Source organism: Bacteroidales bacterium (genome assembly GCA_023229505.1).
Lineage (GTDB): Bacteria > Bacteroidota > Bacteroidia > Bacteroidales > JAGOPY01 > JAGOPY01.
The window spans coordinates 17,062-38,281 of sequence record JALNZD010000032.1; the positions used below are offsets into that span (position 1 = coordinate 17,062).

Annotated in this window: 16 protein-coding genes and 1 tRNA gene; 12 read left to right on the top strand and 5 right to left on the bottom strand. The window is 41.2% G+C overall.

Annotation, left to right across the window (positions count from 1 at the left end; all coding sequences use genetic code 11):
* Window positions 1-2: 2 nt before the first annotated feature.
* Together M0Q51_11670 and M0Q51_11675 are read right to left on the bottom strand one after the other, a co-directional pair.
* Window positions 3-2,477 (bottom strand): DUF5686 and carboxypeptidase regulatory-like domain-containing protein, encoded by a 2,475-nt coding sequence (locus M0Q51_11670; GenBank protein ID MCK9400635.1) that lies wholly within the window; start codon window positions 2,475-2,477, stop codon window positions 3-5.
* Window positions 2,478-2,554: 77 nt separating this feature from the next.
* Entirely contained in the window at window positions 2,555-3,520 is a 966-nt protein-coding gene (locus M0Q51_11675) for a KpsF/GutQ family sugar-phosphate isomerase (GenBank protein ID MCK9400636.1), read from the bottom strand.
* A gap of 175 nt (window positions 3,521-3,695) precedes the next feature.
* Here M0Q51_11675 and recQ point away from each other — a divergent pair, with 175 nt between their 5' ends.
* Complete coding sequence (gene recQ / locus M0Q51_11680) at window positions 3,696-5,894, top strand: DNA helicase RecQ (protein ID MCK9400637.1); 2,199 nt, start codon at window positions 3,696-3,698, stop codon at window positions 5,892-5,894.
* Window positions 5,894-6,253: a DUF4296 domain-containing protein gene (locus tag M0Q51_11685; protein ID MCK9400638.1), complete on the top strand. Its 360-nt coding sequence runs from the start codon at window positions 5,894-5,896 to the stop codon at window positions 6,251-6,253. The genes recQ and M0Q51_11685 overlap by 1 nt, the downstream gene beginning before the upstream one ends.
* Window positions 6,254-6,280: 27 nt before the next feature.
* On the opposite strand, the gene M0Q51_11690 is transcribed toward M0Q51_11685, so the two are convergent.
* Both M0Q51_11690 and deoC read right to left on the bottom strand, forming a co-directional pair.
* A complete protein-coding gene (locus M0Q51_11690) occupies window positions 6,281-6,688 on the bottom strand; it encodes a hypothetical protein (GenBank protein ID MCK9400639.1) in 408 nt (135 codons plus the stop codon).
* 72 nt (window positions 6,689-6,760) lie between these two features.
* Complete coding sequence (deoC, locus tag M0Q51_11695) at window positions 6,761-7,630, bottom strand: deoxyribose-phosphate aldolase (GenBank protein ID MCK9400640.1); 870 nt, start codon at window positions 7,628-7,630, stop codon at window positions 6,761-6,763.
* A gap of 157 nt (window positions 7,631-7,787) precedes the next feature.
* Between deoC and M0Q51_11700 the strand changes: the two genes are divergently transcribed.
* From M0Q51_11700 to M0Q51_11725, 6 genes are all read left to right on the top strand, one after another.
* Complete coding sequence (locus M0Q51_11700; protein MCK9400641.1) at window positions 7,788-8,405, top strand: hypothetical protein; 618 nt, start codon at window positions 7,788-7,790, stop codon at window positions 8,403-8,405.
* 121 nt (window positions 8,406-8,526) lie between these two features.
* Complete coding sequence (locus M0Q51_11705) at window positions 8,527-9,396, top strand: hypothetical protein (protein MCK9400642.1); 870 nt, start codon at window positions 8,527-8,529, stop codon at window positions 9,394-9,396.
* Between the two features lie 2 nt (window positions 9,397-9,398).
* Window positions 9,399-10,730: an NAD(P)-binding domain-containing protein gene (locus M0Q51_11710; GenBank protein ID MCK9400643.1), complete on the top strand. Its 1,332-nt coding sequence runs from the start codon at window positions 9,399-9,401 to the stop codon at window positions 10,728-10,730.
* Window positions 10,731-10,756: 26 nt separating this feature from the next.
* Window positions 10,757-12,358 carry a cytochrome C gene (locus M0Q51_11715; GenBank protein MCK9400644.1) on the top strand — a complete coding sequence of 534 codons (1,602 nt, stop codon included), beginning with the start codon at window positions 10,757-10,759 and terminating at the stop codon, window positions 12,356-12,358.
* A complete protein-coding gene (locus tag M0Q51_11720; GenBank protein MCK9400645.1) occupies window positions 12,337-14,952 on the top strand; it encodes a hypothetical protein in 2,616 nt (871 codons plus the stop codon). Before M0Q51_11715 ends, M0Q51_11720 begins: the two co-directional genes overlap by 22 nt.
* A 2-nt stretch (window positions 14,953-14,954) precedes the next feature.
* Window positions 14,955-16,574 (top strand): hypothetical protein, encoded by a 1,620-nt coding sequence (locus tag M0Q51_11725; GenBank protein MCK9400646.1) that lies wholly within the window; start codon window positions 14,955-14,957, stop codon window positions 16,572-16,574.
* Between the two features lie 114 nt (window positions 16,575-16,688).
* On the opposite strand, the gene M0Q51_11730 is transcribed toward M0Q51_11725, so the two are convergent.
* Window positions 16,689-18,128 carry a T9SS type A sorting domain-containing protein gene (locus tag M0Q51_11730; GenBank protein ID MCK9400647.1) on the bottom strand — a complete coding sequence of 480 codons (1,440 nt, stop codon included), beginning with the start codon at window positions 18,126-18,128 and terminating at the stop codon, window positions 16,689-16,691.
* Between the two features lie 274 nt (window positions 18,129-18,402).
* Between M0Q51_11730 and M0Q51_11735 the strand changes: the two genes are divergently transcribed.
* From M0Q51_11735 to M0Q51_11750, 4 genes are all read left to right on the top strand, one after another.
* Window positions 18,403-18,474, top strand: a tRNA-Met gene (locus tag M0Q51_11735).
* A 279-nt stretch (window positions 18,475-18,753) separates the two neighbouring features.
* Window positions 18,754-19,611: a T9SS type A sorting domain-containing protein gene (locus M0Q51_11740; GenBank protein ID MCK9400648.1), complete on the top strand. Its 858-nt coding sequence runs from the start codon at window positions 18,754-18,756 to the stop codon at window positions 19,609-19,611.
* 9 nt (window positions 19,612-19,620) lie between these two features.
* Window positions 19,621-20,415: a hypothetical protein gene (locus M0Q51_11745; GenBank protein ID MCK9400649.1), complete on the top strand. Its 795-nt coding sequence runs from the start codon at window positions 19,621-19,623 to the stop codon at window positions 20,413-20,415.
* A gap of 23 nt (window positions 20,416-20,438) precedes the next feature.
* Complete coding sequence (locus M0Q51_11750) at window positions 20,439-21,218, top strand: MBL fold metallo-hydrolase (protein MCK9400650.1); 780 nt, start codon at window positions 20,439-20,441, stop codon at window positions 21,216-21,218.
* The last annotated feature ends 2 nt before the right edge of the window (window positions 21,219-21,220 follow it).

Here is a 21,220-nt window from a genome sequence, read left to right on the forward strand (position 1 = left end):
TTTTAAAATGAAAATTGGAATGATACAAATATCCGAAACTGGTCAACATCCGGACCATCCAGGTGAGAAAGCCTCCAAATCGCATCAATCCTTATAACTTTAAAAATATTTTCAATTGCCACACCAGCTTCAAAATAAGGTTTATTTAAATCCCCGCTGTTGCTCGGAAATACCGAATAATTCCTGTTCTCTTCAGACATTGTTCCCCATATTGCCCGGCCTGTAACCACCTCCCTCCATTTTAGTTTACGCATCAATGGTATCCGGTTTAAAAACCAACCATCAAAATGATGGGTATAATAAAGAGAAGCATATGTATCACTTATAAACTCATAATAATTCATCATATTGCCTGCTTCGGAGTAATAAAAGAATGTTTCGTTACCCTCGTGGATTTTTAAAAACGGGTAAGGAAGTTTCCCCCAGATTTTTCCAGTCTCAAATATATATTTTGACCACCCGATATTTGCCACATTAAACCATTGCTTTATCTTAAACTGCAAGCGGTGATATTCCATATCGCTGCCTGAGAATCCCGGGATTCCATAACCATATAACACTTCCAGTACCGGGTATTTAGTGCCCAGCGTTATCCGCTCAAATTCTCCATAAATATATTGTTCCCGGAAAGCAAAACGGGTATAAAGCTGTATTTCATTGGAGACTAATGAATTATCAGTGTACCGGCTGCCATTGTCATGAATAATAAATCCACTATCGATTGCAAACACATCGCGACGAATAAACTTAATCGTATTGGAAAAGCCTGTAAACCATTCATGCTCATAAAAAGCCTTGTATTCTCTTACCATGGTCAATTTATTGGCAGGACTTCTCCGGAAAAAGGAAGCAAAGAAATTATCTTCGCTGAAAGCATTCGGGTCCTGGCCTAACTGTTCCATGTCATATTTAAAGGAAAGCCCAAAACTTCGCCTGGGATTCTTACTAACCATATACCTCATCCCCAGGGCATATTTAAAACTTTCATCCTTTGTCCCATAGGCCAAATGCCCCTCCAGTAATAATTTCTTACTGAATTTATTGCTGGTCCGGCCGCCAATCCTCAACCTGAGTCCTTCAATCGCATTAAAACTAATGAATTTATACAACGGGCCAACTTCAAATCTGCCGGATATCCAGTATCCTGTGCCTAAGAGGATGACGACTTTTTCATAATATTTATAAGCTGGAACCTTTTTAATCGAATCAACCATTTCATAGATCTGCTGCTCGCTATCCTCAAGGCTGTCCGGCCTGTTTTGCTCCCACCAGGTTTCATCCCGCTGGTAGGCAGCATTATCGACAATCACATTTGTCGTAGAGGTATAAAACTCATCAGATTTTGGCTGATCGAAGACATATTGGCGATAAGTGGTGGTGCGGTGGCTAAAGATCCCGAATGCTTTCAAGGTATTTCCTTCGAACGGATTCATATCGACAAGTCGGTAATCACGTGTTAACGCCCAATACTGACCATTGGCTTTTTCATAAGTCTGTGAAATGTAAAAATCATTCACCCAGTTGAAATTAGCATCTGCGGCTACCCTCATATCAACCTGTTTAACGGCAAATGCCGTATCCTGGATCCATAAAGTGCCGTAAAAAGTAAGCTCCTGTTTTCTTTTTGGCTCAAACCTGATCTGGTAACAACTCTTCCCATCAATCAAAACGGTATCTTCCAAAAAATACTCATAAGTTGATAATCCAAAATTCGCAACCGGGCTTACAAAATTCTTATCGAAGATATTCAGGTAATTGTCATAAATATTAATATTCAGGAATATTCCTCCCAGGTATTGTGTAAGACTCTGATTTTCAATACCTGATATCTGACTGGCTTTAATCAGCTCACGGGTAGCACGGGGTGATTTCCTGAAATAAAAATCTGAAAGAGCTTCAGTTATGAGGGCAGGCAAATAAACCTTCTGATTCAACTCATTGGTATCGAGGTTCTCGAATACAAAATCAATCGGTTTAAAGATTTTTCGATCCTGAATTTTCTTATCCAGGTTATTAATATCGATTTGAAATTTATTGTAAATCTCACATTGATAATACTGTATCTGATCCGGGTTATTGAGTTCTTTGCTTTTAAATACACGGCGCATCAGCAATTCAATCCATCTTTCCTCCGGTCGTACCTGGACCTCAGCCAAAGTAGTACTGGATTCGGTCATCTCAAAGTTAATCACCTGAAATTTTCCCTTAATCACGTGCTTTTTCAGGGTTTGGTAGCCGACTGACGAAGCATAAACAGAATCACCCGGTTGGGTTGTATTTAATGAAAAAGCCCCATCCAAATCTGAAGTAACGCCAATAGTCGTCTTTTTAAAGTAGATATTTACAAAGGGTAACGGCTGGCCTGTAACTGCATCGGATACCTTCCCGGTAATCCTTGTTTCCTGAGCTTCAACACCCGTCATAAAGGAGGTAATTGTAAGGAGCAGCAAGATTATGTGGCGGTATAACCGGATCATTTTTTTAGCGATGTATGAGCTTATTCGCTGTATTTAATTGTAATTGTAAAGAGGGAACAAATCTGGTTAAAAGTAGTTCAAAGTATCCCTTCCTTCAATATATCGTGCAGATGGACAACGCCTACATACTGGTCATTATCGAAAACCGGCAGCTGGGTAATATTATATCTTCTCATGATCGTCAATGCTTCCACCACCAGGCTGCCAGCCTGAATGATCTTTGGATTGGCAGTCATGATGTCTTTTGCTGTGATACCGGATATATGATCATTCTTTTCCAGCATGCGCCTCAGGTCGCCGTCAGTAATGATACCGATTAGTCTTCCATCGCTCATAACAGCAGTCGCACCTAATCTTTTAGCAGAAATTTCCATGATCACCTTTCTAATTTCAGCATCCATTTCCACCTTCGGTACTTCGTTATTTATATAGAGGTCTGACACACGGAGGTAGAGCTGTTTACCTAAAGCGCCACCGGGGTGCAACCGGGCAAAGTCGCCGGGAGTAAAACCCCTGCATTCCAGCAGTGCAATGGCCAGCGCATCTCCGATGACCATCTGTGCTGCAGAGCTTGCCGTTGGGGCCAGGTTGTAAGGACAAGCCTCCTTGGGAACCGTGGCATCAATAATATAGTCAGCGGTTCTGGCAAGGTAGGATTCTCTATTCCCGACCAAGGCAATCATTTTATTGCCACGTTGCCTTAGTAATGGGATTAAAATCTTGATTTCCGGGGTTTCTCCGCTTTTTGAGAGGCAGATGACAAGGTCGTCCGCCTGAATTATCCCTAAATCCCCATGAATAGCATCCGCAGCGTGCATAAAAATGGCCGGTGTGCCTGTAGAATTAAGGGTGGAAACAATTTTATTCGCGATTATGGCGCTCTTTCCAATACCAGTAATAACCACCCTTCCTTTGCTGCTTAAGATCAGCTCAACGACACTCGTAAAATCATCATTAACAGCCAATTGCAATCCCTTTATGGCGTCCAGTTCGGTCTGAATGGTGTGAAGGGCAATTTGTTTAATTTCTTCCCTGGTTTTCAAAACTATCAGAATTTCACCTGTTTAATATTGAAAAAATGATAAAAAAAGATTAAAAAATAATTTGCTTGTTTAACTTTTTTCAAAAAATAGTATATTTATAAAAATATAATCAACTATTGACAGTTATAGATTTCTCGGATTTACTCACAAAGATATTCAATTTTAGGACGCAAGCATGATTGTCAAGGAAGCAGTATCGATGAAGGAAGTGCTAAAGGACGTGTTTGGCTTCGACAACTTTAAAGGCAACCAGGAAGCAATTATCAAAAATCTCCTTTCTAAAAAGGATACGTTTGTCATTATGCCGACAGGTGGTGGAAAGTCGCTTTGTTACCAACTCCCGGCAATGATGTGTAAAGGGACAGCAATTATTGTATCTCCGCTCATCGCACTTATGAAAAATCAGGTGGATAATCTTCGGAACTTCGGAACCGAGCATAACCTGGCGCATTTCATGAATTCCTCGCTCAGCAAAGCTGAAATGAAAGAAGTAAGGCAAGACCTGGTTGATGGAAGTACAAAGTTACTTTACGTTGCACCGGAATCTCTGACGAAAGATGAGAATGTGGAGTTCCTCCGCAACATTAATATCTCATTTTACGCCATTGATGAAGCACATTGCATTTCCGAATGGGGGCATGATTTCAGGCCGGAATACAGGAGGATCAGGCCTATTATCGAAACAATCGGGCAGGATGTTCCCCTGATTGCACTGACAGCCACGGCCACACCTAAAGTTCAGCAGGATATCATCAAAAATCTCGAAATTCCCCAATCTACTGTCTTCAAATCTTCATTTGACAGGCCAAATCTATATTATGAGATCAGGCCAAAGACCGAAACGGTTGTTAAAGATGTCATTAAGTACATCAAGTCGAATTCAGGGAAGTCAGGGATTGTTTATTGCATGAGTCGTAAAAAGGTCGAAGAGATGGCCGAAAGCCTTGTGGTTAACGGGATTAAAGCTCTCCCCTATCACGCAGGCCTTGAATCGAACACCAGGAAGACGAACCAGGACAGGTTCCTGATGGAAGATGTGGATGTTATTGTGGCTACGATCGCTTTTGGCATGGGTATCGATAAACCCGATATCCGTTATGTGATTCATTATGATATGCCCAAGAGCCTGGAAAGTTATTACCAGGAAACCGGGAGGGTAGGCCGTGATGATGGCGAGGGAAACTGCATTGCATTTTATAGTTATGATGATATCCTGAAACTGGAAAAGTTTATGAAAGATAAACCTGTCGCCGAACAGGAAATTGCAAAAGAGCTTCTCCAGGAAACTGTTGCCTATGCAGAATCGGCTGTTTGCAGGCATAAATTATTATTGCATTATTTTGGTGAAGAATTCCTTAAAGAGAATTGCGGCTCTTGCGATAACTGCCTGCATCCAAAAGCCAAATTTGAAGGGAAAGATTTCATTAAACTGGCGATTGAAACGATTCTTGCCGTAAAACAGCAATTTAAGGCCAAGCATATAGTCAATATCATCTTTGGCAAGAATTCTACCACGATAAAGTCTTATAAACATAATCAACTGGAAGAATTTGGCAAAGGGGCTGATGAAGATGAAAGGTTTTGGAATGCCGTTGTCAGGCAGGCGCTTATCAGCCAGCTTCTTGTCAAGGACATTGAAAATTACGGTATCCTGAAGGTTAGTAAGGAAGGCCACAAATTCCTTAAAAAACCTTATTCCGTCATGCTCACGCATGATCGTGATTATGATAATCTTGAAGAAGAAGAAGATATCCTGGAAGGAGCCCATAAAACCAGCACAGCTGACAAAACGCTTTTCACGCTGCTGAAAGACCTGCGCAAAGAAATATCGCGGAAAGAAAATTTGCCACCATTTGTTATTTTCCAGGATCCGTCTTTGGAAGATATGGCTATTCAATACCCGATAACGTTTGATGAACTTCACCAGATTACAGGCGTTGGTGTGGGTAAAGCTCAAAAATATGGCGAACCTTTCCTCGAATTGATCGCGCAATATGTCGAAGAAAACGATATCATCCGGCCTAACGATATGGTGGTAAAGTCGGTGATAAACAAGTCGGGATTGAAAGTTTACATTATCCATAATATTGACCGGAAATTAGGCCTTGAAGACATTGCAACTGCCAAAAATCTTACTATCAGTGAGTTATTGACTGAAATTGAAAGAATAGTTTCTTCCGGCACAAAACTCGATATTAAGTATTATATCGATGAATATGTTGATGAATACCACCAGGAAGAGATTTTCGAATATTTCCATGAAGCCGATTCAGATTCGGTCGAAGACGCTCTTACTACTTTAGGGGAAGACGAATATACGGAAGAAGAGATCAGGCTCATGCGGATTAAATTTATGTCGGAGGTTGGGAACTGATGACGAAAATCTTAACCGGGCTTCTCTTTATTTTCGCGCTGGGTTCCTGTTATCATACCACACCGGATCCTTCTTTTGACATGACGCTGGTAATACCGGCCGACTCCATGGTGACCTTGCTTACTGACCTGCATCTTGCAGATGGGGTGATCAATACCATCAAGGTCAAGGAGAAATCCCTCCAACACCTTTCTAATGAATATTTTTCAGCCGTTTTGAAAAAACACAAAATTGGTCGGGATACTTTCGATGAAAGTTTGCATTACTATGCCTACCATACAGAGGAACTTAATAAAATTTATGAAAAGGTGATAGTTAACCTGAGTAAAATTGAGAGCATGGTTCCTCCGGCTGAATAGAGATGTTCAGGACGTATCTGCTTCGTATTACTTTGAAAACAGAGCATTACAACTGAATTCACTTGGCCCGATGATCAGGGTATAATCCCAGGAGATGGTTCCATCGACCTGATAGGTTCCCTTCCCACTCACCGTCCAGCCTTCCCCGATTGTCTGAGAAGATACATGAACGGAATTGGTAACCACAAGTCCAACTGCCGGGTCATAACCAGGCCCCGTATTTCCGTAATTATATATAAGTACCTGTGCACTGTTCCCCGGGTCTGCCTGGATTTCTACATTATAATTCAACCGCCTGCAGCTTTCATTCACTTTCCAATCGCCAAGGAATTTCGCGACAGGGTCATCCGGATTAACGTTTTCGTCTGTTGGGAGGCAGGCAGGCATGATTAATACCAGCATACCCATCATGATAATAATAACTCTGGTTTTCATAATTACTTTTTTAAACTTCCAAGGGACTCCATCTCAATTACAAATTTCTGTTTATCCTTATTATCAATGGTTTCAAGTGCTTTTTTGAGAATGAGTCCCGCATAACCTTTTTAAAATTTCCCCTGCAAGGCTGCTGGCCCCGATGCGGAAATATTCTTTTTGGAACCATTGTTCGCCCAAGACATTCAATAACAATCCGGAATAGAGAAGGGCCTGTTCCGGTGTTCTGATCCCACCAGCCGGCTTGATCCCGATTGCTTTACCGGTTTTTTCAAGAAATTCACGGATGGTATCGAGCATCACCAGGAATGCTACCGGAGTTGCACCGATCGAAATCTTACCGGTCGAGGTCTTGATGAAATCAGCTCCGGCAAGGATGGCTAATTCGCTGGCTTTCCTTACCAGTGAAACCGAAGGCAACTCCCCTGTTTCAAGGATGACTTTCAGGTGGATCTGTCCGCAGGTTTCCCGAATAGCCGACAGCTCATCAAAGACCTCTGATTCAAGGCCCTCCAGGAGTTTACCCCTGCTGATCACCGTGTCGATCTCATCGGCCCCTTCAGCTATAGCATATCGTATCTCTTCCAGTTTTACATGCAGGCTTGTCTGGCCCGATGGGAATGCACCTGCTACCGACGCAACTAAGATTCCGGTCCCTTCAAACTCTTGTTTGGCACACCTGACAAACGAGGGATACACACATACAGCGGCAGCATCCGGGAATTCTTTTTTTATTGATGAAAACCTTGCCTGCCGGCAAAGTTGGATTACTTTTTCTTTTGTATCGGATCCTTCCAGTGTGGTAAGATCTAAAAGACCTAGTAACTTAATAAAAAATCTTTGTTTTTCCAGTCCGGGTGAAGTAACTGCCGTCATCTCATCAATCCGCTGCTGCAGTAATTCCAGAGTATTATTGTATTCCCCAAAGATATTTCGCATCATCCTGCTTTTCTAACCATGAAGATAACGGAAAAAGCAAATACTTTATTAGGTATAGTCTGATTTATTTCAGACAAAAACGCCAGATTTTAGATATAAATTTACAAAACATACCAGATTTGTGAAGATTACCGTTATTTTGCAATAAATTTATTTTCTGATGCAGCTTAAATTCTTCCCGATATTCTTATGCTTCCTTATTCACTATCTCCTGCTCCCTGGCAATCTCATTGGACAATCATGGGATTTTATAAAAGAACGTGATGGTATTAAAATATACACCCGCAGTGAAGAAAACACTGCACTGAAATCTTTTAAAGGTGAGGTAGATCTAAAAACAAACATAGAGAAGATCAGTAATGTCATCGGGAGAATTGAGAGTTTTGACTGGTGGGATGATGACATCAGTGAAATCAAGGTATTGGGTTACGAAGAAGAAAAGTATATCAGGTATTACCTGGTTTATGATGTGCAATGGCCTTTCAGCGATCGTGACTTGTGTGTCGAGGCACTGATCACCAATGATCCTATAACAGGTAAACGGGTAGTACGCGCAACGCCGCTATATGGAGTTATTCCGGAAAAGCCCGATCTGGTCCGTATAAAAAATTATTGGCAACAATGGACTATGCAGCCTGCAGGTAATGGAATGATCCATCTCACCCTGGAAGGGGCTGTTGATCCCGGCGGAATCATTCCAGACTGGTTGATAAATCTCGTAATCACGGATACTCCCCTGAATATTATGAGGAAAGTCCGGGAGCAGGTAGAAGACTAATAAAGACAATAATTATCCCTTAAACACATAAACGTTCTTGTATTTGTGAAATTTAACCCATAAATTCGCAAATGAATCTGAATCGTTTAAAGGAATAGATTTGTATAATTCTTGATTTAACATGTCAAAAGTTGCCCATATAATATTCATTGCAGTATTAACTGCCATTGTCATCCTGACTCTTATAGCCCTTAGCTACACAGGTTTTTCATACTATAATACCAGCCTGGGAGAAAGATTTTTCCATATAAATCATACAACACTTAAACCAAGTGGCATTTTTGGTCATGGATTGGGAATTATCGGTTCACTGCTAATACTTATTGGAGTTTTCACCTACATAGTCAGAAAAAGGAGCCGATCATTGATGCGCCTGGGAATATTAAAATACTGGCTTGAATTTCATATCTTCTTGTGTACTTTAGGCCCGATAATGGTGTTGTTCCACACTGCTTTCAAGTTTGGGGGATTAGTGGCTGTCAGCTTCTGGAGTATGGTTGCCGTCTTCTTAAGCGGAATAGTCGGAAGGTTTATCTATATTCAAATTCCGAGATCAATAGAAGGGCGGGAATTAAGCTTAAGCGAAGTTAGGGATATGAAAACTGACATCGGTGATATTATAAATCTTTCGGATAGACTCGATGAAGAAAGCTACAATGTTATTGTAGAATCGACCAAAAAAAGGGTTGGTGTTTATCATGAAAATATCGTTGTGCGCTTTTTTAAGAATTATAGTGAAGATAAAAAGACCTTTCGTAAAGTTAAATCAGTACTCAAAAGAAATAGTCTTACCCAGGCACAATATAAGCAGGTATTGAAACTGGTGAAAAATGAAATTTCACTCAACAGGAAGATCGATAGGCTCGTTACTATGCAGAATTTGTTTAAATACTGGCATGTTGCACATTTACCTTTTGCCATTGTCATGTTAGTTATTATGCTTATCCATGTTGCTGTTACCGTTGTTTTTGGATTCAGATGGATTTTTTAGAAATGGAATCACTTATTGAAAATATTTTGGTCTATGGATTGGCAGCAATATTGTGTCTTGTTGTCGTCTTTATTTACTTGCGAAAACAAAAACGGGATTCAAAAACTGTAGAAGATAAGATAGAAAAAGCAAAACAGGAAGGACTGTTTGAGCCGGTATCTCTCCACCCTGTAGTTGATGTAAACAGTTGTATTGGAAGCGGTGCTTGCATTGTCGCTTGCCCGGAAAGGGATATTCTGGGAATCAGGAATGGAAAAGCAACAACAATAAATGCATCCCATTGTATCGGGCACGGAGCGTGCTTTCATGCCTGCCCTACGCAGGCAATTACCCTTGTCATTGGTACAGAAAAACGAGGCGTTGACCTGCCCCATGTGAACCAAAACTTCGAGACTAATGTGCCCGGTATATTTATCGCGGGTGAATTAGGGGGAATGGGTCTTATAAAAAATGCTGTGGTACAGGGCAAGCAAGCAGTTGAAAACATTGTAAAACAGGTTAAGAAAGATCATAATGCTACCTATGACCTTATAATAATTGGTGCAGGTCCTGCTGGTATCGCTGCTTCTCTTACGGCAAAAAAACACAATCTTAATTTCCTGACCTTAGAGCAGGATACTTTGGGCGGAACTGTTTTTTCATTTCCCAGGTCTAAAATAGTGATGACTTCAAGCATGGATTTGCCTCTGCATGGAAAAGTAAAACTCTACGAAACAAGTAAATCGGAATTGCTTGAATTGTGGACAGAAGTTTTGCGAAAAAACGATATTTCAATTAAAGAAAATTCAAAAGTAGACGCTATTTTTGAAGAAAACAGTCATTTTAGAATCGAAACTCTGGCCGGGGAGCATTTCACTACGAAATTTGTATTACTATCCATTGGACGCCGTGGTACTCCAAGAAAATTGGGTGTTCCGGGTGAATCACTGGAAAAAGTGGCTTACCGGCTTTTGGAGCCTGAAGATATTCAAGGAAAATATATTATCGTCGTTGGCGGGGGTGACTCTGCTGTTGAATCAGCCCTGTTGCTGGCTGAGGAGAATAATGTAATCCTTGCCTACCGGAACGAAGTGTTCAATCGGTTAAAACCAAAGAATAGCAAAAAGATAAATGATGCCATTACAGAAGGCCGTATCGATGTCAGGTTCAATACAAACCTTGTTGCAATTGACAAAGATGATATAACCATTTCGACCGGGCAGGAAAATGAAACGCTGATAATAAAAAATGATCTTGTTTACATTTTTGCCGGTGGCGAATTACCAACGGAGTTTTTAGAGAAAGTTGGACTAAGGATCACTAAAAAATTTGGAGAAGCTATTTTAAAACACTAATTTTATTCTACTGTACGCCAATTTTCATGAAAACAGGGATTGGTAAATTTTTAGCATATGTAATAATTCTGGTAATTTTCGCTTACCAGGCGCATTCTCAGATTTCGCCCGGTGATTTATCAGAAGTGCATTCACACCTGGAAGGCATGTCCAATTGTACTCAATGTCATATTTTAGGAGATAAAGTTTCTAATGAAAAATGCCTGGCCTGCCATACAGAAATTAAGGAAAGGGTTGATAAACAAAAAGGATATCATTCATCTGCCGAAGTACGCGACAAATCCTGTGTCATTTGCCATAATGACCACCACGGCAGAAACTTTGAAATAATCCGTTTTGAAAAAGAAAAGTTTGATCACAGCCTGACCGGTTATGATTTATTGGGTGCACACAGTAAGAAAAAATGCGAAGACTGCCATAAATCGGAATTTATAACTGATCAAAAAATAAAAAATAAAAAGCAGCCTTCCTATTTAGGCCTCAAAACTGCATGTTTATCCTGTCATACTGATTATCACCAGAACACCCTGTCGCGCGACTGCCTGAATTGTCATGCCTATGATGCATTTAAACCAGCAACCCGATTCGATCATGATAAAACAAAATTTCAATTAAAAGGAAAACATGAGGCTGTTGACTGCATTAAATGTCATAAAATTGAAATTAAAAACGATAAGCAAGTTCAGAAATTTGACGGGATTCAATTTGCCAATTGCACAAACTGCCATAAAGATATGCATAATAATCTTTTTGGACAAGATTGCCGTCAATGCCATAACGAAGAGTCATTTCACAACATACAGGGAATGATAAACTTCGATCATAATAAAACCAATTTCAGGTTAGAGGATAAGCATCAGACCGTTGCCTGCAAATCCTGCCATAAGACAGCGCTCACCGATCCTGTAAAACATGACCGGTGCACCGATTGTCACCTTGATTATCATAAAAATCAGTTTGCCAAACAGGGAGTATCGCCCGATTGTTCCAATTGCCACAGCACAAAGGGATTTACGGGGTTCACATATACTATTGAGCAACATAACACAGGCATTTTTCCATTACAGGGAGCTCATCTCGCCACTCCTTGCTTTGCGTGTCATAAAAAAACAGAAAAATGGAATTTCAGGGAAATCGGGATACGTTGCAGCGATTGTCATGCCGATATACATGACCCGTTCCTTGATAAAAAATATTACCCTGATGCAACCTGTAATAGTTGTCATTCGGAAATAAGCTGGAGTGAAATAAATTTTGATCACGCCAAGACCAGTTTTGTGCTAGCCGGGGCTCACCAGAAACAGATATGCCGGTCCTGCCATTTCAAGCAGGATATTGAAGGGATTGTTAATCAAAGATTTTCTGGATTAACTTCTACTTGCACAAATTGCCATAAAGATGTCCATGTAAGTCAGTTTGAGAAAGATGGGGTAATAAATTGTAATCAATGCCATGATTTTAATAGCTGGAAAATTAGTATATTTGATCATGATAAAACTAATTTTAAACTGGATGGGCGACATAAAAACGTAGCCTGTAATAAATGTCACAAGCCGGTCCAGCTCAATGAAATAACTTATGTGCGATACAAATTAAATGATTACAAATGCGAAAGTTGTCATCGATAATATTGTTGGTTGTATTGTGCAGTAATGTATTCGCACAATCTCCCCATGGTAAAGAATTTAATAAGAATTGCAGTGATTGCCATACTACTGAAGGTTGGAAAATAGACCTCAAAAAACTTTCATTCAACCACGATCAGACACAATTTCAGCTCGTCGGGCAGCATCAGCAGGTTAATTGCAGATCGTGCCACAAATCACTGGTTTTTACTGATGCAGAAACCGAATGCATGTCATGCCACACCGATATTCATTACCAGACTGTCGGATTTGAATGCGGAAGGTGCCACACTCCAAAATCATGGATCGTGGAAAATATTACAGAGATCCACCAGCTTGGCCGTTTTCCCCTTGTTGGTGCCCATGTGACCGCCGATTGTTATGACTGCCACACTAGTCTGTCTGAATCTCTTCTGCGATTTGAACTACTTGGAGTTGAATGTTTTGATTGCCATAAGGATAAATACCTGGCTACCACTTCTCCCAAGCATGATGAAGGCAACTTCCCCTCCAATACCTGCGAGGAATGTCATTTGATGAACAGTTTTGACTGGACCAGCGATAACATTAATCACGCTTTCTTTCCGCTTACAGGTGGCCATGATATAAAAGATTGCAAAATATGTCATACGACTAATGATTATTCAAACATCTCGGCGGAATGTGTTTCCTGCCATCAAACGGATTATAACGGAACATCAGATCCTAACCACTCGGTCCTGGAGTTCCCGACTAATTGCATTGAGTGCCATACCACCAGCCCGGGTTGGAAACCTGCTGAGTACACAGAGCATGATGGTCTCTTTCCGATTTATTCAGGATCACATAATGGTGAATGGAATACCTGTGCCGAATGTCATACAACCACCGGTAATTATGGATTATTTAGCTGCATTGATTGCCATGAGCATAACCAGGGAGAAACAGATGATCAGCATAATGAAGTTGGCGGATATTCTTATAACAGTTTGGCTTGTTATGAATGTCACCCCACAGGATCAGGGGAAGGAGGATTTAATCATAATGCATCAGACTTCCCTTTAACCGGGGCACATATAACTACCGAATGCATTGGTTGCCACGCCAGTGGATTTGCCGGAACTCCCACAATCTGTTTCGCATGCCATGAAAATGATTTCAATCAGACCGCTAATCCAAATCATAATACCGTTGGTATTGCAACCGATTGTGAGACCTGTCATACGACAGACCCGGAATGGAAACCGGCTTTATTCCCGAACCATAACGAAACTTACCCGCTGTTAGGTGCCCATGCAACCATTGCCACCAATTGTTTTACCTGCCATGAGGGTAATTATGTCAATACACCGAATCTTTGCTATGGCTGCCATGCGGAGAATTACAACCAGACCACCGACCCGAATCACATAGCTGCACAGTTTTCTACGAGTTGTGAAACCTGTCATAATGAAAATGCATGGACGCCTGCTACTTTCGATCATGACGGGCAATTTTTCCCGGTTTATTCCGGCAAACACGAAGGGGAATGGGATGTTTGTTCCGATTGCCATACAAATCCAGGCAATTATGCGGTTTATACCTGTACCAGTAACTGCCATCCGCAAGGGGAGACAAATGACCAGCATAATGACGTTAGCGGATATACCTATAATGATGCAGCATGCTTTGAATGTCACCCTGACGGGTCTGCCGAAGGAGCCTTTAACCATGACAACTCAAACTTCCCCCTGACCGGTGCACATATATCGGCCGAATGTATTGAATGTCATGCTAATGGTTATCAGGGGACTCCCACCATTTGCTTTGTTTGCCATGAAAATGATTTTAATGAGTCGGTGAACCCAAACCATAATGCCATTGGTATTCCCAACGACTGTGAAACCTGTCATACAACTATCCCCGACTGGCAACCGGCTACATTCCCGATCCATAACGAATATTATCCTTTGCTTGGTGCACATGCAACCATAGCCAGTAATTGTTTTACCTGCCATGAGGGCGATTATAACGAAACGCCAAATACCTGCGTAGGATGCCATCTTGATAACTACAACCAAACAACGAACCCGGACCATGATGCTATCGGTATAGGAACCGATTGCGAGACCTGTCATACTACAAATCCGGGCTGGCAACCGGCTACATTCCCTATACATGACCAGTATTGGCCATTGACAGGAGCTCATCAAAGCGTTGATTGCGATGCCTGCCATAACGGTAATTATAACAGTACGCCAAATACTTGCGTTGGTTGCCATTTGGATGATTACAACGGCACTACAGATCCGAATCATGCTGCAGCCGGGTTTCCCACCGATTGTGAATTGTGCCATACTACAGTTGCCTGGGTGCCTTCAACCTTCGATCATGACGGACTATATTTTCCGATTTATTCAGGATCGCATGAAGGAGAATGGAATACTTGTTCCGAATGCCATCCAAATCCTTCTGATTATTCCGTATTTACATGCCTCACTTGTCATTCCCAAGGTGAAACGAACGAAGAGCATGAAGGGGTCAGCGGATATCAGTATAACAGTGATGCTTGCTATGCGTGTCACCCGAATGGTGAAAGTGAAGGAAAGATGTTCAGGCTAACCAAACCAAAAATATAACAATGAGATTTATTCTTCCAGTTTTTCTTTTTGTTTTTATAGGATTAAACCTGAAGAGCCAAACTATTATTGAGCCTGAAGAGGGTACGGTTTCTTACGTGACCTCACAGAGTATCTACGTTAAATTTAAATCGACGGAAAATATTGCCGTGGGTGACACCCTCTTTATCAAACAGGGAGATAAACTGGTTCCTGCTTTGGTGGTGAGCAATCTTTCATCAATTTCCTGCATATGCATTCCAATTTCTTCAAATCCACTTGCGGTTTCTGATAAAATCTTTACAAAACAAAAAATAAAACCTGCAACTGACCAGCCAAAGGAGGAAATTCCTGTTGCGCCGGTAGTGGTACAACCTCCGGAAGAAAAAAAGGACACTACAGTTGCTGATACGACGGCTAAAAAGAAGTTAAAACAGGATATCAGCGGCCGTGTCTCGCTCTCCTCCTATTCAAATTTTTCAAATACACCCGGGGGCAACTCTCAACGGATGAGATATACCTTCTCCATTAATGCGAAAAACATTGGCAATTCAAAATTATCGGGGGAAAGTTATATTTCTTTTGTCCATAAAGACGGCGAATGGAATGAAATTCAGCAGAATATATTTAATGGCTTAAAGATTTACAGCCTGGCGGTTAATTATGAATTCAACGACAACTACAGAATTTTGCTTGGCCGGAAGATCAACCCAAAGATTTCCAATATGGGCGCTATAGATGGATTGCAGTTTGAAATGAAGTTTAATTCATTCTCAGCCGGAATACTTGCCGGTTCAAGGCCTGACTATAATGATTACAGCTTTAACTTCAGTCTTCTCCAATATGGCGCCTACATCAGCCATGATTATGCGGGGAAAAAGGGAAATATGCAAAGTTCCCTGGCATTTGTCGAACAAACGAACCATTCGATGACTGACCGCAGGTTTGTTTATTTTCAACATTCCAATTCGCTTATCAGGAATTTGAATTTTTTCGGGACCGTTGAATGTGATTTATACAGGTATGATACGGTAAAGAATAAACCGCAAGGTACTTTCAACCTTACAAATCTATATTTATCATTGAGGTACAGGGTGATAAGGCAGTTATCATTATCCGTTTCTTACAGCGCCCGTCAAAACGTCGTTTATTACGAAACCTATAAGAATATCCTGGACCAGATTCTTGATCCTGAAACCATGCAGGGATTTATGTTCCAGGTAAGCTATAACCCGGTAAAATATCTGTCGGTTGGTGTGAAAACGGGCTACCGTTATAGAAAATCAGATCCTAAACCATCGAAAAATATATATGGTTATGTTACTTATAGCCGTATCCCCGTGCTGAATATGTCAGCCACACTTTCAGCTACAATATTGGAAACAAGCTATATTTCAGGCAAGATTTACAGCCTTGTGGTGTCACGGGACCTGGTCCGGGGAAAATTATACGGAGGCCTGGGCTACAGGTACGTTGATTACAAATATTTCAGCACGGAATCGTCCATACCCCAGAATATGGCAGAATGTAACCTGAACTGGATCATTTATAAAAAGCTTTCATTATCCCTTAATTATGAAGGGACGTTTGAAAAGATAAACAAATATAACCGCCTCTATATCAATGTTACCCAAAGATTTTGATTGAGGATCAGGAAATGAATAATTCCTGGATTCAGTTTAAAAAATACTTCGCGAGGCTCGGGATGACGAGGGATCTGGTTGGGTTCTGGATTTATGTTTTGTAGCGGGGGAATCTCACTGCTTCACCACCTTCCCCACTTCCACCATCCTGTCATTGGTCAGCCGTATAAAGTAAACGCCGCGGGGCAGATTGTTTATGTCAATATGTGTCTTTGGTTCCGTTATTTGGCGTGTGAGGAGTTGCTGACCGTTGATATTGAAAATGGTTAGGAATGTGTTTTTTTGTGGTATAGTGGTGGTTTCTATGGTGATTTGGGTTGAAGAAGGGTTTGGAAAGATGTAATATTGATTTTCAGATGTACTGCTCTCGTCTAGCCCAACTCCGCAAGCCGCTTCAACTTCCTGCTGGTTATTACATCCCACAGCATTTTCTTGGATATCGATGGTTCCGTTCGGGCTGATTAAATATTCACAAATGCTCAGGATCGAACAGGCGGATAGGACATTATTATCTAAAATGGTCAGACTATCAATTGTTTGTTCCGCAATATTGTCAAGCCCGCTTAAGGTTGTAAGGGCATTGTTCTTATAAATGTAAAGGTCGCCCCCGATGGAATGCAGGTCAATTAAGGCATCGAGGCTTGTAAGATTCGGGTTGCGGCAAATATAAAGGCTGCCGCCGATGGATTTCAGACTGCCCAATCCGGAAAGATTTGCCAGGGAATTTCCGCCGAACTGGGGTCCACCTATAGAAACAGAACCCCCCACGGAGGTCAGATTATCTAATCCTGTGAGGTCAGTTATTCCATCATTCCCTAAAATAACCAGGTATCCTGTGATCGAGGTAATATTTTCCAGTCCGCTGAAGCTGCTGAGAGAATCATTATTCCAGATGGTCAGGCCGCCATCAAGTAAATTCAGGTGCCCGATCGAGGAAATATCTGACAAAACCTCATTTAATGTAATATCAATATCTCCACCAACTGAATCAAGATTTTCCAGACCGTCTAAACTTGCCAGGTCACGATTCCACCAGATATCCAGGTTTTTTCCTATTACACTGAGGTTTTCCAATCCTGTGATACTTTGCAGCGAATCACAACGCCAGATACTAAGCGCATCACCGATGTAAGTCAGGCTGCTCAACGCATCAAGGTTGGTTAAGGAATCATTGTAATAAAAATCCAGGGTTCCGCCGATAAAAGCCAGGTTTTCAAGTCCTGTAAGCGTTTTTAATCTCCCATTTTGTTTTGAAAGCAGGTCACCTCCGACAGATGTGAGCGCATCCAGCCCGGACATATTAACGATTTGAGTAAGATCGAGAATCATGTCTCCGCCGACTGATGTCAGTACGTCCAGGCCATTAAGATTAACAATTTGCAGTCCGTTAATCTGAACACTTCCTTCAATTTCCGTACAACCCGGATAATTGATCTGGAAATTGTCAATTTCACTTTGCGTACCGAAGATAATTCCTTCAGGAAGGCAGGATTGGGAGGAGGCTGTTGAGTAAAGAAAGAAAAGGATTACGATGAGGTGCATTGATTTTTTCATAGCTTTTAATTTGGCTCTGATTTAGTATGCCTTAAAGATAGATATTTATTGGAGAAAAAGCAAGAGGGAAACGGGGAAAAGGTGATAAGGTGAAACGGTTCTTTGTGTCTCTGCGTCTCTGCGGATTAAATTAAAAAGCAACTTTACTAAAGGGTTGGGTTTAACTAGAAAGGCTTACAAATTTGTATTAAAATCTTTTTGTTTTATGTATGAGGCAGTAAATATAGTATCTTTGCATCCCGATTTGAATTAAAAGTATTCTTATTGGTCATATTGCGGGGTGGAGCAGTGGTAGCTCGTCGGGCTCATAACCCGAAGGCCAGAGGTTCGAATCCTCTCCCCGCTACAAAGCCAGGACCCAACCAGTTAAAAAGGTTGGGTTTTTATTTTCAGGAGGGCTAACGCTTTGGGGCCGGCAGTTCCCTCGTCGCTGCGCTCCTCGGGATGACGACGATTTGTGTATCTCTATCAGTCAGCGACATTTCCAAAGATTAACCGCACACTTTAATATAACCCAATGTATGTAATTCATTTCATTATGATTTTAATTATATTTATGGGTTATTACTGGTTCAGGCGTTTATACCTTCCCTCAGGGTATAATTAAAACCATAATAAACATATCATGAAAAAAGTCTGTGCATTGCTGATCGGGTTGTTCTTGTTGCATTCAGGCATTTCCCAGGATTGTCCTCCCGGAGCTCCTTTTGTAACTCAAACACAAATCGATAATTTCCATATTGATTATCCCAACTGTATATATCTCGAGGGTGGTTTATGGATAGGTTTTGGTGAAATGACATTAATTACGAATCTGGATGGATTATCTAATATTACTTCAATCGACCGTGATTTAATAATCCTCTATAATCCTAATCTAAAAGACCTGGATGGACTGAATAATTTGAAATCCATCGGGGGAGATCTTGAGCTTTGTTATAATTTCTCGCTTAATAGTTTGGAAGCTTTGAGCTCTCTAACCTCAATCGGGGGAAAAATTTATATTTGCGACAGTCCCTTCCTTACCAGTTTATCCGGATTGGAAAATATCGACGCCGGTACCATCACCGATATAGAATTCTTCCGTAATAATTCGCTATCCTATTGCCATGTAAAAAGCATTTGCGATTATTTAAAAATTTCTAATGGTCAAAATCTTTTTTATTATAACTCGACAGGATGTAACAGCCGTGAAGAGGTGGATTCCGCCTGTAACCTGATTTCGGTGGAAGACCTGGATTTAAATCCTGCATTTACAATTTATCCTAATCCTGCATCGACAACCATCATCATTGGAATACCCCATAGCACAGCCATAAACACTTTCCTGGCCATCTATAACCTCAATTCGCAGCAAATCTTAATGCGTCAAATAACGGGACCAGAGACAACCATTGACATTCGCGGTCTGGCACAGGGGGTTTATTTTGTGCGGCTGAATAATGACAGGACAGTGCAGGTGGTTAAATTAGTCAAAAATTAATTTATTGAGATGAAAAAATCGACATTTTTAGTGAATATAATATCCTTAGTAACAGGATATATATTATTAATCCTTCTCGTTTATTCATGCGTTGATATTGAACCGGAGCCCGAACCGCCGAAGCAGCTCAGATTTTCTACCCAGGCCGAAATTGACAATATTGAATTCAATTTCCCTGACTGCAAGATACTAAACTGGGATGTATGGATACAGGGAGATGATATAGCTAATTTACATGGATTTAGTCAGGTAACCCAGATTACGGGAGGTCTTCATATTTCTACAGGCGATTATCTTGTGAATCTGGAAGGGCTTGAAGGTCTCACATCCATTGGAGGAGGTCTTTATATAGGTACCAATACTATTCATCCTGTCTTTAACAGTTTGAAAGGCCTGGATAACCTGACTTCGATCGGTACAGAGCTTGAGATCGGCGGGAATACTAAGTTAAAGGATCTCAAAGAGCTGGGAAATTTGACCAGTGTCGGCAAAGCAATTGTCATTAGCGGTAACGAGGCCCTGAAGGACCTTTCGGGACTGGAAAGTATCACTTTCATAAAGGCAGGATTTATAGGTATTCAGGGTAACGATTCTTTAACCAGCTTAACAGGACTGCAGATTAATAATGCCGATTCTATAAGGCTTGTCCAAATTATTGGCAACCCTCTTCTGTCTACCTGTGATGTACAATGTATTTGTAGTTATTTAGCCAGTCCAACCGGACCAGTTAATATTTACGACAATGCCCCCGGTTGCGCAAGCCGCGAAGAAATTGAAACTGCCTGCGGATCCGGAATGCATTAAAACAACAAATAAAGGTATTAATTATGAAAAAAATACTAATAGCCTTAGGAATTGGAATAGCAGCATTGATAATTTTCGCAGCAGGATATTTTCTGGTCATGAGACATGAAATGAAACAAATGGCCACAGTGGAAACCGGCAAAATTACCGATCAGGTCTATGCAATAAAAGACTCGTACGTCAATGTATATGCAGTCGGGTCGGATAGCGGCTATATCATGATCGACGCGGGAAATAACAGCGAAACGATCGAAGCAGGATTAGTGGGCTTAAATATCGATCCGGCTAAGGTCAAAGCAATATTCCTGACTCATACAGACGGAGACCATGTCGCTTCGATCCCGCTGTTCCCAAATGCTGCAGTGTTTTTGTCCAGGCAGGAGGAACAGATGATAAACGGAGCAACAGGAAGATTCCTGTTTTTCGGGAATAAAATCAGCGCTAAAAAATCCACGTTGGTAGATGATGGGCAGGTAATCAATCTCCCGGGCATAAGCATCAAAGGGATCCTGTCACCGGGCCATACCCCCGGTTCCATGTGTTACCTGGTCGATGAAAAGTACCTGTTTACCGGGGATGTGCTTAGTCTGAAAGCTGGGAAAGTGGCCGCATTCAGCAAATTCATCAACATGGATACCAAAACCGATCGGGAATCCATTGATAAGCTGAGCCGATTGAAAAATGTCAGTTACATTCTTACGGCCCATTTCGGGGTATCAAACGATTTTGGGGCGGCGTTTAAGGATTGGCATTTTTCAAACGCTGACGGGTCTCCGACACCGTCAGGTTTGATCGATCACTGACC